General features: G+C 36.1%; 15 protein-coding genes and 1 tRNA gene. 1 reads left to right on the top strand and 15 read right to left on the bottom strand.

Annotated features, from left to right (window positions below; genetic code table 11):
- Positions 1–11 precede the first annotated feature (11 nt).
- Positions 12–845, bottom strand: a complete 834-nt coding sequence (ccsA, locus tag NSQ59_RS09320) for a cytochrome c biogenesis protein (RefSeq protein WP_055739105.1) — start codon at positions 843–845, stop codon at positions 12–14.
- Positions 846–858: 13 nt separating this feature from the next.
- Positions 859–2,202, bottom strand: coding sequence for a glutamyl-tRNA reductase (gene hemA, locus NSQ59_RS09315; protein WP_055739104.1), 1,344 nt, complete (start codon positions 2,200–2,202; stop codon positions 859–861).
- Positions 2,203–2,434: 232 nt separating this feature from the next.
- Between hemA and NSQ59_RS09310 the strand changes: the two genes are divergently transcribed.
- The gene (locus NSQ59_RS09310; RefSeq protein ID WP_126647935.1) at positions 2,435–2,917 is read left to right on the top strand and encodes a LiaI-LiaF-like domain-containing protein; all 483 of its coding nucleotides are present in this window, start codon (positions 2,435–2,437) and stop codon (positions 2,915–2,917) included.
- Positions 2,918–2,939: 22 nt separating this feature from the next.
- Here NSQ59_RS09310 and yihA read toward each other — a convergent pair whose 3' ends face one another.
- The 13 genes from yihA to NSQ59_RS09245 all read right to left on the bottom strand — a co-directional run bounded on the left by yihA (position 2,940) and on the right by NSQ59_RS09245 (position 18,961).
- Complete coding sequence (yihA, locus tag NSQ59_RS09305; protein ID WP_126647934.1) at positions 2,940–3,521, bottom strand: ribosome biogenesis GTP-binding protein YihA/YsxC; 582 nt, start codon at positions 3,519–3,521, stop codon at positions 2,940–2,942.
- The gene (gene lon, locus NSQ59_RS09300; RefSeq protein ID WP_126647933.1) at positions 3,518–5,842 is read right to left on the bottom strand and encodes an endopeptidase La; all 2,325 of its coding nucleotides are present in this window, start codon (positions 5,840–5,842) and stop codon (positions 3,518–3,520) included. Before lon ends, yihA begins: the two co-directional genes overlap by 4 nt.
- A gap of 285 nt (positions 5,843–6,127) precedes the next feature.
- Positions 6,128–7,795 carry an ATP-dependent protease LonB gene (gene lonB / locus NSQ59_RS09295; RefSeq protein WP_126647932.1) on the bottom strand — a complete coding sequence of 556 codons (1,668 nt, stop codon included), beginning with the start codon at positions 7,793–7,795 and terminating at the stop codon, positions 6,128–6,130.
- Between the two features lie 212 nt (positions 7,796–8,007).
- Positions 8,008–9,270, bottom strand: coding sequence for an ATP-dependent protease ATP-binding subunit ClpX (gene clpX / locus NSQ59_RS09290; protein WP_055739099.1), 1,263 nt, complete (start codon positions 9,268–9,270; stop codon positions 8,008–8,010).
- A gap of 451 nt (positions 9,271–9,721) precedes the next feature.
- Positions 9,722–11,008, bottom strand: a complete 1,287-nt coding sequence (gene tig / locus NSQ59_RS09285) for a trigger factor (protein ID WP_055739098.1) — start codon at positions 11,006–11,008, stop codon at positions 9,722–9,724.
- A gap of 170 nt (positions 11,009–11,178) precedes the next feature.
- Positions 11,179–12,186 carry a tetratricopeptide repeat protein gene (locus NSQ59_RS09280; protein ID WP_055739097.1) on the bottom strand — a complete coding sequence of 336 codons (1,008 nt, stop codon included), beginning with the start codon at positions 12,184–12,186 and terminating at the stop codon, positions 11,179–11,181.
- A gap of 128 nt (positions 12,187–12,314) precedes the next feature.
- A complete protein-coding gene (locus NSQ59_RS09275) occupies positions 12,315–13,424 on the bottom strand; it encodes a nitric oxide synthase oxygenase (protein ID WP_200915573.1) in 1,110 nt (369 codons plus the stop codon).
- Positions 13,425–13,573: 149 nt separating this feature from the next.
- On the bottom strand, positions 13,574–14,833 hold the full coding sequence (ltrA, locus tag NSQ59_RS09270) for a group II intron reverse transcriptase/maturase (protein WP_055737770.1): 1,260 nt from the start codon (positions 14,831–14,833) through the stop codon (positions 13,574–13,576).
- A 607-nt stretch (positions 14,834–15,440) separates the two neighbouring features.
- Positions 15,441–15,514: transfer RNA gene (locus NSQ59_RS09265), tRNA-Arg, on the bottom strand.
- 284 nt (positions 15,515–15,798) lie between these two features.
- Positions 15,799–16,308 (bottom strand): metallophosphoesterase, encoded by a 510-nt coding sequence (locus NSQ59_RS09260; protein WP_055739095.1) that lies wholly within the window; start codon positions 16,306–16,308, stop codon positions 15,799–15,801.
- A 15-nt stretch (positions 16,309–16,323) separates the two neighbouring features.
- Positions 16,324–16,941, bottom strand: a complete 618-nt coding sequence (locus NSQ59_RS09255; RefSeq protein WP_055739094.1) for an XTP/dITP diphosphatase — start codon at positions 16,939–16,941, stop codon at positions 16,324–16,326.
- Positions 16,928–17,686 carry a ribonuclease PH gene (rph, locus tag NSQ59_RS09250; protein WP_055739093.1) on the bottom strand — a complete coding sequence of 253 codons (759 nt, stop codon included), beginning with the start codon at positions 17,684–17,686 and terminating at the stop codon, positions 16,928–16,930. The genes NSQ59_RS09255 and rph overlap by 14 nt, the downstream gene beginning before the upstream one ends.
- A 231-nt stretch (positions 17,687–17,917) precedes the next feature.
- Complete coding sequence (locus NSQ59_RS09245) at positions 17,918–18,961, bottom strand: GerMN domain-containing protein (RefSeq protein ID WP_437177099.1); 1,044 nt, start codon at positions 18,959–18,961, stop codon at positions 17,918–17,920.
- Positions 18,962–18,998 lie beyond the last annotated feature (37 nt).

Raw genomic sequence — 18,998 nt, 5'->3', positions numbered from 1 at the left:
GATAGTTCCTCCTATGAATACCAAAAATGAAAAGCTGATAATCTGCTAATTAAGAAAAAATTGATTAATACTATTAGAAAAGCAGCAATATTTAAATAGGCCAAATTTTTGCCAAACATATTTTTTCTTTCGTGAAAATAGATAATCATGCCGTAAATGATTAATAGAATAAAGGACCCGATAATTTTTGAATCATACCAATGAAAATGATTTAATTTTATTAAGGCCCATTGCAGCCCCAATATTAAACTTAATAATAACATCGGAACTCCAATTAAATTTAATACATAGGACATTTTCTCTAGTTTCGCCAGATCATTTAAACGCCATAACCTGTGTCCCCACTTCTTCTCTTTCAAAAGCTTGTATTGGAGTAAATATAATGCCGAAAAGACAAATGAAAGAGAAAAAGCAACATAAGATAGAATCGCCATTGTAATATGTATAAACAATAATTCAGAAATTAGCCTTTCACTCATTGTTTCAGTTGGCATTTGAATTGGTGCAAAGGTATGAATGGCCATTATTATAAATCCAATGATGTTGAGAAAAAAAACAGTAAAATCTACTCGTAATAAACGATTAATAACAAGTGACAAGGTTAATAGAACCCATGCATAGAAATAAAGTCCTTCAAATATCGTGAGGACCGGGAAGCGTTTAGTATGAATCATATACAGAAACAAAAAAATTGTTTGAAGTACCCAAACAATTGAAAGTAACCAGAAGGCAAACCGATTTGCCTTCTGATTTTGTTGTAGAAAATCAATAAAGTACAGTAAGATACTTACGGCGTAAAGAATAATCATTCCTTCATGCAATCTGGACATCATTATATCAAACATAGCTTTCACCTTTCTATGGTTGCAAGGAAGGATGATGGTTTACCTTAAAGGATGTCTTCTCAACTAGTAAAGTATTTTCAGTTTCCTCTGCCGTTTCTTGGATATTAAATATTCTTTTGAATAAAGCGAGATGCAACTCGGCATTTGGTTCAGCAGCGATTTCCTTTGCTTGGCTAACCGGATCTTTTAACAGCTGATTAACAATACTTTTCGTATGTTTGCTCAATATTTTTTTCTCACGTTCCGTTAAATTAGGCATTTTTCTTTCAATACTTTTCATCGTTTCTGCTTGTATTGCTAATGCTTTTTCCCTTAAAGCGGTAATGACTGGCACTACCCCAAGCATATTAACCCATTCATTAAAGTGAACGATTGCCTCTTCGATCATCATCATAATCTTATCTGCTGCTTTTTTCCGTTCCGCAAGATTTGCTTCTACGATTCCTTCTAAATCATCAATATCATATAAGAAGATATTTTCCGTTTCAGAAATTTGTGGATCAAGATCGCGGGGCACAGCAATATCCACCATGAATAGCGGTCTGTTTTTGCGCATTTTATTAACAGAATCCATCATTTCTTTTGTAATGACATAGTCTTTTGACCCTGTAGAGCTTATTAAAATATCAGCATCTACTAAAGCACACTGCATTTCTTGCAATGTCTTCGCATTTCCCTGGAATCGATCTGCAAGATTCTTGGCTTTTTCAAACGTTCGATTAATTACCGTTATGTTCGTTGCACCGCTTCCATGGAGATTTTCAATTGCAAGCTCTCCCATTTTACCTGCTCCGATAATAAGTACATGCTTGTCTTTTAAATTCCCAAATATCTTCTTCGCAAGTTCGACTGCCGCATAACTAACAGAAACTGCATTAGATCCAATTTCCGTTTCTGAATGTCCTTTTTTGGCAATGGTAATTGCTTCTTTAAATAAGTGATTAAAAATTGTCCCAGTCGATCCTGCTTGTTGTCCTGTTAAAAAGCTGTTTCTCACTTGTCCAAGGATTTGTGTTTCACCTAATACCATTGAGTTTAAACCGCAAATCACTTTGAATAAATGTTCCACGGCCGCATCCTGTTCATAAATAAATAAATACGGAGAAAACTCATCCTTTTCCATTTGAAACCATTCAGCTAAGAAATCTTTAATATAATAGCGCCCTGTATGAAGCTGGTCGACAACAGCATATACTTCCGTTCGATTACATGTAGAAACAATGACATTCTCTAAAATACTTTTTTTCTCTTTTAAAGCTGTCATTGCTGATTGTAATTCTTCCTCATTAAAGGAAAGTCGTTCGCGAATTTCCACAGGGGCTGTTTTATAATTTAAACCAACCGCTATGATGTACATAATTTGAGACCCCCCGTTACATCCAGCATACAAATTATTTAAAATAAGTAATTCGATTCATATATAAATACCATTACTATTATAACATGTACCAAATTTGTTGCCTTTAAAAAATGTGAAAAGAAAATGAATACTGTGATATGATAAATTTACATTTCAAAATAAGATTCCTTATGTACCGTATCAAAAATAATAATGATAATCAAGCAAAGTGGTTGAAAGTAGGATATATATGAAAAATCAAAAAGTATTTGCTGGAATAATTTTATTAGGTTTTGGTTTCTATTTTTATCTTTCCCAAAATCACCTTGAATTATTTAAAGAATATATTACATGGCCCTCTCTTTTCATAATCGTTGGAATTGCATTTTTAGTTCAAGGCTACAGTGGGAAAAATTATGAGGCTATCTTGCCTGGTGTGATTTTCACTGGTTTTGGTTTACATTTTCATGTTGTGCATAAACTTTCTATTTGGCCAAATAATATGGGAATATTTCTCTTAATTATTTCACTTGGTTTTTTATTACAGTACCAAAAAACGCGAAATGGTCTTTTTCAAGGCATGCTATTTCTTATTATCTCTATCATTCTTCTTTTCTATGATAAAGTAATCGGGACGCTTGGACTATTGCAAAATCGCGTTAATACCATCTGGAAGTATAGCCCTGTTGCCTTAATTGTAATAGGGGTAATCTTACTGTTTAAGAAAAAGTAAAACCCAGCGTTTGCTGGGTTTTTTACATTTTCCTGCTAATGGCCTGCCATGCGGCATCTTTTCCTTCACCCGTTTCAGATGAAAAAATGATGATTTCATCATGTGGATCAAATTCAAGGGTTTCCTTCGTTATTTTCAAATGTTTTTGCCATTTTCCTTTTGGAATTTTATCTGCTTTCGTGGCGATAACAATACAAGGAATTTGATAATGCTTTAAAAAGTCATACATCATTCTATCATCAGCAGATGGAGGATGTCGCAAGTCTACGATTAGAATAACGGCTTTTAATTGCTTCCTTGTTGTAATATATGTTTCAATCATTTTCCCCCACGCAGCACGTTCCGTCTTCGATACTTTAGCATATCCATAGCCGGGAACATCAACAAAATAAAGGGAATCCTCAATGATATAAAAATTTAAAGTTTGCGTTTTACCTGGCTTTGACGATATCCTTGCCAATGCTTTTCTGTTCAGCATTTTATTGATAAAAGATGATTTTCCGACATTTGATCTTCCTGCAAGGGCAAACTCAGGTAACGAACTATCTGGATATTGTTCCGGTTTTACAGCGCTAATTACAATTTCGGCATTATTTACTTTCATTTACCATCACCTGCTAATGCGATATTAAGTACTTCGTCTGCATGAATAACAGGGAAGAATTCCAAATCATTGCGCACACTTTCCGGAATATCATCTAGATCTTTCTCGTTGTCCTTTGGAATAATAATTTTGGTCAATCCTGCCCGATGTGCACCTAATGATTTTTCTTTAAGACCACCGATTGGCAGAACACGTCCACGTAATGTTATTTCTCCAGTCATTCCAACTTCCTTTCGTACAGCTTTCCCAGTTAAGGCGGAGACTAACGCAGTGGCTATTGTAATCCCTGCAGAAGGCCCATCCTTTGGTACTGCTCCCTCTGGAACATGGATATGAATATCATAATGTTCATGAAAATCCTCCTCGAGCTCCAAATCCTTCGCCTTGGACCTTACAAAGCTAAAAGCTGTTTGGGCGGATTCTTTCATGACATCCCCTAATTTTCCTGTTAAGACAAGTTTGCCTTTGCCAGGGGATAGGGAGACTTCGATTTGCAACGTATCTCCTCCGACAGTTGTATATGCCAGACCAGTAGCAACCCCGACTTGATCTTCAAGCTCTGCTTGCCCATACCGGAACCTTTTCTTTCCTAAAAATTCTTCTAAATTTTTATCTGTAACAATGACTCGTTTTCGATCGGAAGAGACAATAATTTTTGCCGTTTTTCTGCAAATAGTTGCTAGTTCTCTTTCAAGGCTGCGAACCCCTGCTTCCCTAGTATAATAACGAACAATTGTCTGGATACTCTCATCACGAATTTGTAATTGCCCCTTCGTTAGACCATGTTCCTTCATCTGTTTCGGAAGCAGATGGTCCTTGGCAATATGGATTTTTTCTAATTCTGTGTAACCAGCAATTGAAATAATCTCCATACGATCTCGTAATGGGCCAGGGATGGAACCTAGATCATTCGCTGTCGTAATAAACATAACCTTCGATAAGTCATAAGTTTCTTCAATATAGTGATCGCTAAAGCTATGATTTTGCTCAGGATCCAATACTTCGAGCATTGCTGCAGATGGATCACCACGGAAGTCATTAGACATTTTATCAATTTCATCCAATAAAAAGACCGGATTAATCGTACCTGCTTTTTTCATTCCTTGAATGATTCTTCCAGGCATAGCTCCTACATAAGTTCTTCTATGACCCCTGATTTCCGATTCATCTCTTACACCGCCAAGTGAAACACGTACAAAATTTCTTCCTAGAGATTCCGCTATAGATCTTGCCAAACTTGTCTTTCCTACTCCAGGAGGACCTGCTAAACAAAGGATAGGACCACGTAATGACTCTGTAAGTTTCTGAACAGCGAGATATTCTAATACTCTTTCCTTTACTTTCTCTAATCCATAATGCTCACGGTCTAAAATTTGTTCTGCTTTTGTAATATTAAGATCATCTTCTGTTGCGTTTGTCCATGGCAATGCGATTAGCCATTCAACATAATTTCGAATGACAGAACTTTCTGCGGAACTGGATGGCACCTTTTCATACCTATCCAATTCTTTTAATGCCGTTTTTTTGACATGTTCAGGCATTCCCGCTTCTTCTATTCTTTCCGTTAAATCGGCAATCTCACCAGTTTTACCTTCTTTATCTCCAAGTTCCTTTTGGATTGCCTTCATTTGTTCCCTCAAATAATATTCTTTTTGTGTACGTTCCATGGACTTTTTAACTCTTTGTCCAATTCGTTTTTCAAGGTTAAGGACTTCCTTCTCATTATTAATAATTTGGATGACGATATTTAATCTTTCCTTAATATCGATTGTTTCCAAAATGGATTGTTTCTGCGAAAGCTTTAATGGCAAATGAGAAGCAATTATGTCAGCCATTCTTCCGGGTTCCTCAATATCCGACACAGTCGCAAATGTTTCAGCAGATATTTTTTTCGATAATTTTATGTATTGTTCGAAATAATCTAGGAGAGTTCTTGTTAAGGCTTCTGTTTCAGCATCTTTTTCTTCAGACTGCTGTAAGATTTGCAATGCTACTGCATAGTAACGGTCCATATCATAAAATTTGTCTATTTTGGCACGATCAAGACCCTCGACTAAAACACGAATCGTCCCATTAGGTAACTTCAACATTTGTTTCACTTTCGTTAAAGTCCCTACTTGGAAAAGATCGTCTTCAACCGGTTCATCTATCGTTTCATCTTTTTGAGTAGTCAAGAAAATTAAATGGTCATTCATCATGGCTTCTTCTAATGCCTGAACCGAATGATCACGTCCGACATCCAAATGAAGAACCATCGTTGGGTACACTAGCAATCCTCTTAATGGAAGCAGAGGAACCGTGTGTTCTTTTTTCTTTGTCAAATTGTGCACCTCCAAAAAAGTAACTATTATCAGGAGTATTAGTGTCATTTCCTGATGAATCTTTTAACAATTCTATCGTATTTGCCTGAAAGTGTCCATTTACGAGAATACTTAAAAACGAACATTTTTTCATTTTTCATTTGATCCAGATTCCAATAATGTGTTTCCCTTTACTAGTATTAAATATATTACGGAATTTATGAAAAAAATCGGCATCTAAGGCCGATTTTCCTTAACATTTCATTATATGAATCACAATGCTCTACAGTCACGTTCATTTAAAAATTATACGCTTTTTTTACCCATTTGTTCCAAAGAGGGTGGGAACTGTGCTTCTTTTTCGAATCGGTCTATTAATGCCAAGTTTAAAACTTCCTCTAACTTTGTAACCGGAATAACCGTTATCCCTTCCATATCATGAAATATCGATTGCATGTTTTCCGCAGGAATAATGACGGTACTGGCACCTGACTGTCTTGCTGCCTTAACCTTTGCCACTACCCCACCAATTGGCTTTACATTCCCATGAATGGAGATTTCACCAGTCATAGCGATGGAGTTATTGACGGGAATTTTATAGATGGCAGAGTATATGCCAGTTGCCATAGCAATTCCCGCAGACGGCCCATCAATGGGAATCCCTCCAGGAAAATTAACATGAATATCATATTGATCCGCAGGAACTCCCATTGTTTTCAAAACCGTAATAACATTTTCAATGGAACCTCTTGCCATACTTTTTCTTCTTACTTGTTTTCCTTGTCCGCCAATACTTTCTTCTTCCACTATCCCAGTTATATTAGTGCTACCTTTATCTTTTGCTGGGATTACCGTAACTTCTATTTCAAGAAGAATACCGCTATTTGGCCCGGTTACGGCTAAACCATTAACTAAACCAACTTTTGATAGATCGCTGATTCTTTTTTCTAATCTCGGTGTAAGTTGACTAGACTGAATTACCCATTCAATATCCTCATCTAAAATATGCAATCTATCTTCTTGAATTGCGATTCCAGCTGCAATTTGCACCATATTTACAGCTTCCCGGCCATTTCTTGCATAAGATGATAATATTCCAAGACCATTTTCTGAAATAGAAATATTCACCTTTTTTGCAGCTTTATTGGCTACCGTAATGATTTCATCCTGATCCAGTTCCCTAAAAAAAACCTCCATACATCGTGATCGGATTGCTGGTGGTATTTCATTAGGAGTCCTGGTAGTTGCTCCAATTAAACGAAAATCGGCAGGTAATCCATTTTGGAAAATATCATGAATATGGGAAGGAATTTGTGTATTTTCTGCACTATAATAGGCGCTGTCAAGAAATACTTTTCTATCCTCTAATACCTTTAGTAATTTATTCATTTGTATGGGATGTAATTCGCCAATTTCATCAATAAATAAAACGCCGCCATGGGCATTTGTTACTGCCCCTTGTTTTGGCTGTGGAATACCTGCTTGCCCCATTGCACCCGCCCCCTGATAAATTGGGTCATGGACAGATCCAATTAACGGATCGGCAATTCCGCGTTCATCAAATCGTGCAGTAGTTGCATCTAATTCAACAAAGACTGCGCTTTGCTTAAAAGGTGATTTTTCATTTTTCTTTGCCTCTTGTAAAACGAGACGAGCTGCAGCAGTTTTGCCAACTCCAGGCGGACCGTAAATAATAACATGTTGGGGATTTGGACCGCATAATGCTGCTTTAAGTGCTTTAATGCCATCCTCTTGTCCCACAATATCATCAAAGGTTGATGGCCGTACCCGTTCTGCCAGCGGTTCTGTTAAAGAAACAGCCCGCATTTTACGAAGCTGGTCCATTTCTTTTCTAGATTCTCTATCAATGGATATCTTTTGGGTCTTTTGACTTTTCAATAGGTTCCAGAAATAAAGTCCTATAATAATCCCAAAAAATAATTGAATTAATAATGCTATCCCAGTCCAGCTCATTGTATTCCCTCCAAGACACAAATTTCTATAAATTGCTTAAAGAAATATTATATATGCTAGTATCTCCGTGACTTTAAGGGAATAAACCATTTTTTGTTCGCTAAATTTTGTCATAAGAATAAAAAAAACTAGTCAAGATATGTATCTCGACTAGTTTTTCTGTCTAGTTCCAGCGCCTATCGGCCAGTGATGGGCAAGGCGCTTCCACTTATTTATGCAGATTTTTCATTTCCTAACATAACAGTACCATCTTCTAAGACAACCTTTGGAGGTTCATTGTTAAGAACTGCTTCCTTTGTAATAATACATTTTTTAATGTCTTCTCTTGATGGTAGATCAAACATGACATCAAGCATGATTGTTTCAATAATGGAACGAAGTCCACGTGCACCGGTCTTTCTCTCAATTGCTTTTTTGGCAATCTCAACTAATGCTTCTTCATCGAATTCAAGCTCAACATTGTCAAGTTCAAGCATTTTTTTGTATTGCTTGACTAATGCATTTTTTGGTTTTGTTAAAATATCAATTAATGCTTCTTCGTCTAACGGCTCCAAGCTTGCAATAATTGGCAAACGGCCGATAAATTCAGGAATTAAGCCAAAGCGAAGTAAATCTTCTGGTAAAACCTTTGATAATAATGCTTTTTCTTCAATATCCTGCTGTTTTGTTTCACCGCCAAAACCAATAACCTTTTGCCCAAGACGTCGCTTAATAATTTGTTCAATGCCATCAAAAGCACCACCACAAATAAATAAGATATTTGTCGTATCAATTTGAATAAACTCTTGATGAGGATGCTTTCTTCCACCTTGAGGCGGCACACTTGCAACAGTTCCTTCCAAAATTTTCAACAATGCCTGTTGAACACCCTCACCTGAAACATCTCTCGTAATAGACGGGTTTTCAGATTTACGAGCAATTTTATCAATTTCATCAATATAAATAATGCCTTTTTCCGCCTTTTCAACATCATAGTCTGCAGCTTGAATTAATTTTAAAAGAATGTTTTCTACATCTTCTCCAACATATCCAGCCTCAGTAAGAGATGTCGCATCTGCGATGGCAAATGGCACATTAAGAATTCTAGCCAATGTTTGTGCGAGCAATGTTTTTCCGCTTCCGGTAGGCCCAATTAAACAAATATTACTTTTGGCAATTTCAACATCATCAATTTTACTATTAGAATTAATGCGTTTGTAATGATTATAAACAGCTACTGCAAGAGATTTTTTTGCTTTATCCTGTCCTATAACATATTCCTTCAATATTTCTCTTATTTCCATTGGTTTCGGAATATCTTTGTATTCTACTTCTTCTTCTGTACCAAGCTCTTCTTCCACGATTTCTGTACATAGCTCAATACATTCGTCACAAATATATACTCCTGGTCCAGCAACTAATTTACGGACCTGATCTTGTGTTTTACCACAGAAAGAACATTTTAATTGTTGCTTTTCATCGTTGAATTTGAACAATGATTTTCACCCCTTAATTTATCGCAGTAAGTTATAATATGCGTATTGCTTAGTATTTCCTTGCAATGAGAAAATGATTGGACTACACATATTTCCTATTTCTTAAAATCTTAGCAAACAGCTTAACCAATATTCACGCTCAAATATGTAACGTTTTTGTTTTGCGCTTCACTTGAAGGCAAAATAGTTATGTATTGCATTGTATCATATTTTTATGTAAGACAGGAAATGATAAATCTTATTTAATTATTATTCGCCACCAAGAAGCAAAAATCCTACTTACTCCAGATTTTCCTGAAATAATACTTTATATTCGGTTATGTAAATATTTTTATCTGTATTTCTTATGTTATATACTATATTGGTTTGTATAAAACAAGGCACGAGTGATTTCGCGCCTTGTTTTTTATATTACCTATGGTACTTTATTTTTATTTTTTATGGACCAATTTTATGCAGCAGTTTTTGCATTTTCGACAAGAAACTCAACAGCTTTACGAATTCTTACATCGTTTTTCACTGTATCTAACCCGCCAATTGCATTTTTAATAGCTTCTGCAGACATATTATACATTTCTGTCATTTTGTTAATTTCTTCTTCTGCTTCTTCATCAGAAACTTCGATATTCTCTGCATCAGCGATTGCTTCAAGGGTTAAATTAATTCTAACACGTTTTTCTGCATCTTCTTTCATTTGAGCACGGAGTTGATCTTCATCTTGTCCAGAGAATTGGAAGTATAATTCAAGATTCATTCCTTGCATTTGTAGACGTTGTCCAAACTCTTGAACCATGCGATCTACTTCCGTGTTAATCATTGCTTCAGGTATATCGATTTCTGCGTTGGCAGCAGCTTTTTCAACGACAGCATCTTCTAAAGCATGTTTTGCTTGATGCTCTTTAGATTCAACTAATCTTTTCTTTGTTTTTTCTTTAAGATCAGCTAATGTTTCTACTTCATCGTCTACATCTTTTGCAAATTCATCATCTAAAGCAGGAAGTTCTTTCCCTTTAATTTCATGAACAGTCACTTTAAATGTAGCAGGCTTTCCAGCCAATTCTGCTGCATGATATTCTTCAGGGAACGTTACTTCTACGTCTTTTTCTTCTCCAGCTTTTGTACCTACTAATTGTTCTTCAAATCCTGGAATGAAGCTTCCTGAACCAAGTTCTAATGAGTAATTTTCAGCTTTTCCGCCTTCAAATGCTTCACCGTCTACGAAACCTTCGAAATCGATAACAACTGTATCACCGTTTTCTGCAGTTCCATCTTCTTTAATAACTAATTCAGCTTGACGTTCTTGAAGAGTTTTTAATTCATTTTCAACATCTTCATCTGTTACTTCTGTATCTTGTTTTTCAACTTCTAAGCCTTTGTATTCGCCAAGCTTAACTTCTGGTTTTACAGTAACAGTAGCCTTAATAATTAATTCTTTTCCTTTTTCCATTTGCTCAATATCAATCTCAGGGCGATCAACAGGGAAAATTCCTGTTTCTTCAATTGCATTCGCATATGCATCTGGAAGAATAATATCAAGAGCATCTTGGTATAGTGATTCTACACCGAAACGTTTTTCAAATAAACTGCGTGGCATTTTTCCTTTACGGAATCCTGGAATATTCACTTGTTTTACTACTTTTTTGAATGCAGCATCTAATCCTTTATTTACTGTTTCTACATCAACTTCAATAGTAAGAATTCCTTGATTCCCTTCTTGCTTTTCCCATTTTGCTGACATACCTTTCCCTCCAACAATCTATATTTGATAAAATAATTGGTTTCAATAGATAAGCTACTTTCGCAGGTTAACCCTATCCATTTTTTTAAAATAGAAAAAAGAAAGATGTTGAATAATATACAATACAACCATTACATTATAACATAGGTTTCAGTTGTTTCAATATAGACCTATAGAATAGGTAAAGAAATTTCTTCAAGTTGATGAAGAAATTCCAGACAGTTATTTAAATCTGCCTTGTTAATTTGATAATACTCACATATCTTATCAATTTTGATCGATTCTCCATATAGCTCCTGCCCTAATAAGTGATACCCAGCCATCCACAATTTGACATAAGGGGGTTCTAGTTCAAAAGGATATAACAAAAAAAAGTGCTTATCCAATATTGATTTGATTTGTTCATAGAGTGATGGATTTTTCTGTGCCATATTTTTTTGCAACTCGTCTATTATTTCCATATAAAATGGCGTTTCAAACAGTGGATCTAGCTGAGTAGGTATTACCGTTTCTTTATAATGAAACTTTTCAATCGTTACTTTTTTCTCTATTCCATGTTCTTTGAAGAGATTAAGAATCATGGTTTGAACAAATGGATGCTGCTTAGAATCATTAAGATACCTTGTTAATTCATTCCTATATGGTTGAATGTTCACATTCATTAACGCTGCAATTTCCATTATTTGTTCTTGTATATCATTTGAAGTAAGAATAGCTTTGTTTTCATTTTTGGTTACAAAATCCTCTATTTCGATTCCAGACCTTTTTTCACTAAATTGAAGAAGTTTTTCATAGTGCTCCTGTTTATCAAGCGGAACTTCCTTTTCTTCAATTAGAACATTTATCGTTTCTGCCGCTTTTTTATATTCTTTAAGTTGGATTAATACCATGAGGTAGATATCAATTATTTCAAAATAATCGCCAATTCCTCTTTTTAACATATTTTCACATAAGCTTCTTGCATCCGAATAGTTTCCCATTTCAAAGAAAGCAACGAGCAAGGCAGTTTCTATTTCAGCACTATCAGGCTCAAGCTCTTTGGCTTGGGAGAGAAAATCGGCAGCCTTCTCAAATTGTTTCGATTCCAATTGCTCTATTCCCATAGCAAGTAAACGTTGGGGTAACCCTGGAAAATATATGACATTTTCATTCTTTTTAATATTTTTATCTTTTTTCATATATGTTACCGCCTTTACCATAATCGGGAATAGTGTAGCATGATAAAACAAAATTTACAAAACAATCGTGGTGATTCCACGTAGCATCGATTACGTTTTAATTATTATATAAAACCTATAACCTTAAATTAGAATGGCCTTTTTTGATAAAAATAATTTGGCTTTTCCGTTACGTTATTATAGGGTTTATGAAAGATATGTGTTGTTGCAGGTGAAACAGGAGGAATAAGCCAAGTCCAATTACCTGTTACCTTTCTTCCTATTTTCATTTCTTTTTCTTCAAATTTTTTAAATTGATTGGCAGCAGTATGATGATCAACAATTGTCACACCACTGCTCTTATAAGAGCTTAAAACAGCAATATTTAATTCAACTAACGCCTTATCTTTCCAAAGTGATTGATTAGAATTAGTATCTAATCCCATTAACGATCCAATTTGAGGAAGCATATTATAACGTTTTTCATCTGCAAAATTACGAGCACCTATTTCTGTCCCCATATACCACCCATTAAAAGGGGCAGCAGTATAAGAAATCCCGCCAATTTCCAGCGTCATATTCGAAATTATTGGAACCGCATACCATTTAAGTTGCAAGTCAGCGAACCAACTATAATCAGGATGATAAATAGGCACTTCATATATAAGTTCTTTAGGGATATCAAAAAGCTTTGGTTTATTATTATTAATCTGGATAACTAAAGGTAATAAATCAAATCTACCGTATTTTGGCAGCCAGCCTTGATTAATACAATAATTAGTAAGCTCTGTAGAATCAGGATCTCCTATAATCCCTTCTGTAGTTTCGTACCCTGCATAGCGAAATAATTGATGGTTCCATATTCGAATAGATTTATTCAAATGCTTTTGTAAGAAAACCGTAATTAAAGGTTTAATTCGACCATTATTTGTAGCATTTTTTATATGATCGCATAATGCTTCAAATACCTCCTCTTCGGTTTCTACATGTCTTTTATCTATTACCTCTAATTGATTCCAAAATAGTCTACCGATACAACGATTACTATTTCGCCATGCCAACTTCGCTCCATATTCCAATTCTAATTTTGTGTGTTCATAATAACCGAATTCGGTAATTTGTTGCTGTATTTGATGTAGTCTCTCTTCTATTTCTTTTTCAGTCTTGTTTAATTCCTTATAACAAGAACGGATAAATTTTTCCGCTTCTATCAAAACATTTTCAGACAAATAAAACCCTCCTGATTTATACTGAAACATAAAAACATAATAACCTTCACATAATACTTACTTTATAAAATAATCAAAAGCATTACCAATTAAAATGATACATAATCGAGTAGGAGGAGGTGACTAACCCCCGACCTCTCACACCACCGTACGTACGGTTCCGTATACGGCGGTTCCATTTATGTCTGACGTAGTTGAGAATATCTCACATAAAGACTCTTCAGCCCTCGCATCTCCCAATAGGAGTTTGTGAGGGTTTTCTGTAGGATTGGGCTTCTGGCTATTCTCCAATATTTCTTTCTAGAGTTTCCCCATTCGTATGCCTTCTCTTTTGGAATCCCTAATCCAATGAGTTTTCTTACTTTGGTTTTTGGTTTCTTCCATTCTTTCCATTGGCACATTCTGAGACGCCTTCTAATCCATTCGTCTAATTCTTTGAAAATAGTGGGTGTATCTGCTAATGCATAATATCCGCACCAGCCAATCAAATATTGATTCAGCTTCTCTATTCTATAATCCATTGGAATTGGTTTTGACCTTGAAGTTAATTCTCGTATCCGTTTCTTGACACGTTGAATACTTTGGTTTGACATCCGCACCTTCGGTTTCTTATGAAATGTGAAGCTAAAACCTAAAAACTTTCTTTTCCAAGGTCTGTCTACAGCTGACTTTTCTCGATTCACCTTTAGTTTTAGAGTAAATTCAATGAAAGTAGTAATCGAGTCCATTACTCGCTCTCCGGCTCTTCTCGATTTTACGTAGATATTACAATCATCTGCGTATCGGACAAACTTGTGCCCTCTCTTTTCTAACTCTTTGTCTAGTTCATCTAGAACGATATTGGAGAGTAAAGGACTTAATGGTCCACCTTGGGGCGTACCCTCCTCGGATTTCGTTATGACTCCATTAATCATAATGCCAGACTGTAGATACTTCCGAATTAGTGATAGGAGCGTTCTGTCTTGAATCCTTTTGGATAGAGTCCGCATTAATCTATCATGATTGACTTTATCAAAGAATTTCTCCAAGTCCATGTCGACTACCCATCGGTATCCCTCTTCGATATATTTCTTCGCTTGTCTAACACCGTCATGACCTCGTTTGTTTGGTCGAAAACCATAGCTCTGTGTTGAAAAAGTCGGGTCGAAGATAGGGGTTAAAATCTGAGTAATCGCCTGTTGGATGAAACGGTCTGTCACGGTTGGGATACCTAATAACCTTACTCCACCGTTCGGTTTTGGGATTTCAACCCGACGGACAGGAGAAGGTTGATAAGTACCCTCCATTAAGGATGTTTTAAGTGTATCCCACGTTTCGAGAATATGTCTTCGTAGGTCTTTTACGGACATATTGTCTACTCCATGACTTCCTTTGTTCTTTTCTACTCGCTTTAATGCCAATAAAAGATTTTCCCGTGACAGCATTCGTTCCATTAACATTGAGATTTATCCTTTCTACGTGAACAATACATTCTCATTAAGTGGGTTCTTTACTAAGCCCTCCCGAAGTCCCCCATGGAATTCACCATTTCTTCCTTTCAGGTAGGTTCCGTAAGAATTTTCTGCTTTCATACATAAAGAACCGTTTGCCGAGTGTTTGTTCTCCTAAAATGGTTCAGTCCTTCCTTGATTCTCTCGAGCAAACCAAGTACTACGACTTCGGCTGACTTCTGATTGTTCAGCTATCCATTACTAGATAGGTTACCAAGTGTACTTGGCGTATCAACCAGACCTCCCCGGGTAAGAGTGCAATCTTTCCTTCCATCTATCTGCTTCATTTACTTTGTATCACCTTCGGCAGAAAGGACTTTGTTTTGTATTGCAAACTCATCCAATGATACCTAGCCTTGTATGAAGTTCGTGTTCCTCAGACCGGAAGTTTGCCGCTCGCTTCCTTCAGATTCCGCGTCACCACGGACACCCTTGCGTTAAGCTAACTGCTACTTCTGCCTTCACAGTTCGGGACTTTCACCCTAGAGATTATACCCATGCCGGGCGCACAATAAAAAAGAAAAACCTAACTTTGTCAGGTTTTTCTTTTAATTAGCGTCCCAGGAGGGATTCGAACCCCCGACCCACAGCTTAGAAGGCTGTTGCTCTATCCAGCTGAGCTACTGGGACATTATAAATATTAATTAATCAAGTTTGAAGTGAAATCAAAGTAATTGTCGTCCCGATTTCAGAAAGCCTATTCAAGATGCAGCTCAATCGGTACGCTGATGAAACGCTTCGAAGCGTATTCGGTCGTGCTCTATCCAGCTGAGCTACTGGGACATATTTTTAATCATTTCATCATTAAGACATTATTAATTATATTTGTATATCATACTAATGTCAATAACTTTCAAGTGAAATATAATTAAAAATTCCCTATTGCAGTAAATATTTACTGCAATAGGATTATATTATAATACAAATTGATGTCTTAATGGAAGTAGTTCTTGATGATTGCTTGTGAAAAATTTAGTGGTTATTTGATTTTGGTCTTTTTCAATAATGGCATAAGTTTTTTCTAGACGTCCCCGCGGCATAAAGATACTGCCTGGGTTTAAAAATAATGTTCCATCTATTATTTCTGCGCCTAATGCATGGGAATGACCGAAAAAAACAAAATCAGCACCTACTTCCTTCGCTTTATAAGAAAGATTCATTAATGTCATTTTAACATTATAATGGTGTCCATGTGTAACAAAAATAGTATTCCCTTTAATCATTTCTGTCATATCCAACGGATACGAACGATCGTAATCACAATTTCCTCTTACACCTATAAATCCCTGCATTTCTTCACTGTCGGCGGGTAATTCAGAATCCCCGCAGTGGATCATAGCGTCAACTTTATGTTGATATTCCTTTTTTATATCGACTAATTCACTTGTTAATCCATGACTGTCGCTCACCACTAGCAACTTCATTCCCCATCATCCTAATCAAATTATTATATCTTCAAGCAAAGAAATAAGCTTTTGAATTGCCTTGGCACGGTGACTAATTAGATTTTTTTCTTCGGAGGATATCTCGGCCATCGACTTGCCTTTATCCTTTATAAAAAATATGGGGTCATACCCAAAACCATGTGTCCCACGTTTTTCTTTTAAAATTTCCCCTTCACAAGTACCGGAAACGGTTCGCGTTTCTTCACCCGGAATCGCTAAAGCAATAGCACAATAAAATCTTGCTGTCCTATCTTCCTTCGGTACGTTTTCCAATTCAGCAAGTACCTTTCTAATATTTGCATCATCATTCTTTTCTTCACCTGCAAACCTTGCAGAATATACACCCGGTCTGCCATTCAGCGCATCGACAATTAAGCCGCTATCATCTGAAATAACCATCCTGTTAAACCGCTTTGATATCGTTTCTGCTTTTAATATAGCATTTTCTTCAAAGGTACTTCCTGTCTCTTCAATATCGGAAACATCAGGAAAGTCAAGTAAGGTTTGAACTTTAATATCATATGGGGAAAACAGCTTTTCAAATTCTTTCGCTTTTCCTTTATTTTTCGTTGCGATAATGACCTGTTTATTCTCCCTTTTACTTATTTTCATTTACATTTCCCTCTATTTTTAAAGAAATATCACCGAGCGCTTGTTTTTGAATGTCGAATAGTTCCTTTATCCCTTTTTGAGCAGCTTCTAATAATTGCTGAAGCTCTTGAACGGAAAATGTTGCTTCTTCACCAGTTCCTTGCAGCTCAACAAATTCCCCTTTTCCAGTCATAACTACATTCATATCAACCTGGGCAGAGCTATCTTCAGCATAATTCAGATCTAATACCACTCCGATTTCCTGAAGAATTCCGACACTTGTTGCGGCTAAAAAATCCGTTATAGGAAATTTTTTAATCGCTTTTGTCTCATACAGGCTGTTTAGTGCTAATGACATAGCTACAAAAGCACCTGTAATAGAGGCTGTTCTTGTTCCTCCATCTGCTTGAATGACATCGCAGTCAATCCAGACCGTTTTCTCGCCAATTTGTTCCAAATCCACAACGGCCCGTAAAGCACGGCCTATTAAGCGTTGAATCTCCATTGTTCTGCCTGTGACTTTTCCTTTTGAGGATTCACGAATATTTCTTTGTTCCGTTGCACGAGGAAGCATGGAATATTCTGCAGTAATCCAACCTTTTCCGCTGCCTCTCATAAAAGGAGGAACCCTGTCTTCAATACTTGCATTACAAATAACTTTTGTATCACCTACAGTAATAAGTACAGATCCTTCTGGGTGTTTTAAATAATTTGTTTCTATATGTATTGGCCTTAATTGAAATGTTTCCCTGCCATCTGCTCTCAATTATTTTACCTCCTTGTATACTAAAGGTACTTCCGTATAAATTATTGCTTTTACTTTTGTGAAAAGTATTAAATCAGTTTTGTTTTGAAGCATCCATTAAAAAAATCAACTGCGAATTTTGATGTTTTTGATAAAAAAGCAACAGAGATTAAGAAAAGAGCCTACATGAAAGAAGAGGCGGCAATAGCCGACCCCTTTCGTTACATTCTATAGTATATCAAATATTTGCTATTAAAAACTACCCGTGTTTACTTTTTCCGGTCTTGTTACCGGTTTTGTCAAAGATTTTCCTTGTCCATCTACCAATTTCGTACTTCCGTTGACCTCAATGGATACCTTTTGAATATCTGGTAATTCTGTAAGGGAAAGAACAAGTGGATCTATCACATCTTCAGAAATTTGTTTACTCTCAAAGCTGCTAATTATTTCTTCATTGAAATTAAGCGTCACATTTCCTTTCTCCACTTTTGGGTCGGATAATAATTGCACATCTGAATTAAACGCCGACAGTAGATTGGAACTTTGCTTTGGGCCTTGTGCCAATGCCTTTACAATTGCTTTAATATCGTTGTTTTCAGAATTGGATATACGTTTTGTTACAGGAACATAATAGACTTCATCTGCGTTGTTCTCAGCAGGATAATATACTGTTACAGGATGTGTATTCGTAATATCTACCACTCCAGATGTATCCACATTAATTCCATCTTTTCTTGTCAAACCGTTAGGATTAATAGCTGTTCCGTTAACGGGCATTTGTGAAAGCTTATGGCCATTTACTTCAATTTCTACTTTTTTAACGGTATTAAATTGGGTCAACGTCCATGTAATGGACTGAAGAATTTTTTGTTCCTCTTCTGCTTTGTACTTTTTAAAATCATTTGAAAAATCAACAAGAGCTGTCCCATTCTTAATATCAACATCTACTTCCGTATTAGCAGGTAACACCGCTTGAAAACCATTAGGAAGCAATTCTTCAACAGGTCCGCCTTTTACTAAATATTGAAGTGCTTGTTTAGCTACACTGTTGCTTTTCGGTAACGGAAGCGTTTGTGCCACGACATATCCATTTTTATCTATTAAATAGAGTTCCGTCATTATGGCGTTTTTACTAACCTTGTTATTAGTTTTTACCCCAGATTTCTGATCATAGGAAACTTTTTGAGGCGGATCAATTTGTTCTTTTTTATCACTATTGAACAATCCGCACCCAGTTAAGTACATACTTGAAGCCAGTACTGTTACAGCAATGGTATTTTTTACTTTTTTAGACACCTTGATTCCCTCCTAAGGACAGTTTGTACTATTATCT

Origin of the sequence: Margalitia sp. FSL K6-0131, from assembly GCF_038008735.1 — a bacterium.
GTDB classification, from domain to species: Bacteria; Bacillota; Bacilli; order Bacillales; family Bacillaceae_C; genus Margalitia; species Margalitia shackletonii.
Note: the sequence above shows the minus strand (reverse complement) of the source record. Positions and strands in the feature narration are given on the sequence as shown.

Coding starts and splice junctions, on each gene's coding strand:
- ccsA (WP_055739105.1), bottom strand. CDS start 845: ATGTTTGATATAATGATGTCCAGATTGCATGAAGGAATGATTATTCTT.
- hemA (WP_055739104.1), bottom strand. CDS start 2,202: ATGTACATCATAGCGGTTGGTTTAAATTATAAAACAGCCCCTGTGGAA.
- NSQ59_RS09310 (WP_126647935.1), top strand. CDS start 2,435: ATGAAAAATCAAAAAGTATTTGCTGGAATAATTTTATTAGGTTTTGGT.
- yihA (WP_126647934.1), bottom strand. CDS start 3,521: ATGAAAGTAAATAATGCCGAAATTGTAATTAGCGCTGTAAAACCGGAA.
- lonB (WP_126647932.1), bottom strand. CDS start 7,795: ATGAGCTGGACTGGGATAGCATTATTAATTCAATTATTTTTTGGGATT.
- tig (WP_055739098.1), bottom strand. CDS start 11,008: ATGTCAGCAAAATGGGAAAAGCAAGAAGGGAATCAAGGAATTCTTACT.
- NSQ59_RS09280 (WP_055739097.1), bottom strand. CDS start 12,186: ATGAAAAAAGATAAAAATATTAAAAAGAATGAAAATGTCATATATTTT.
- NSQ59_RS09275 (WP_200915573.1), bottom strand. CDS start 13,424: ATGTTTCAGTATAAATCAGGAGGGTTTTATTTGTCTGAAAATGTTTTG.
- ltrA (WP_055737770.1), bottom strand. CDS start 14,833: ATGTTAATGGAACGAATGCTGTCACGGGAAAATCTTTTATTGGCATTA.
- NSQ59_RS09260 (WP_055739095.1), bottom strand. CDS start 16,308: ATGAAGTTGCTAGTGGTGAGCGACAGTCATGGATTAACAAGTGAATTA.
- NSQ59_RS09255 (WP_055739094.1), bottom strand. CDS start 16,941: ATGAAAATAAGTAAAAGGGAGAATAAACAGGTCATTATCGCAACGAAA.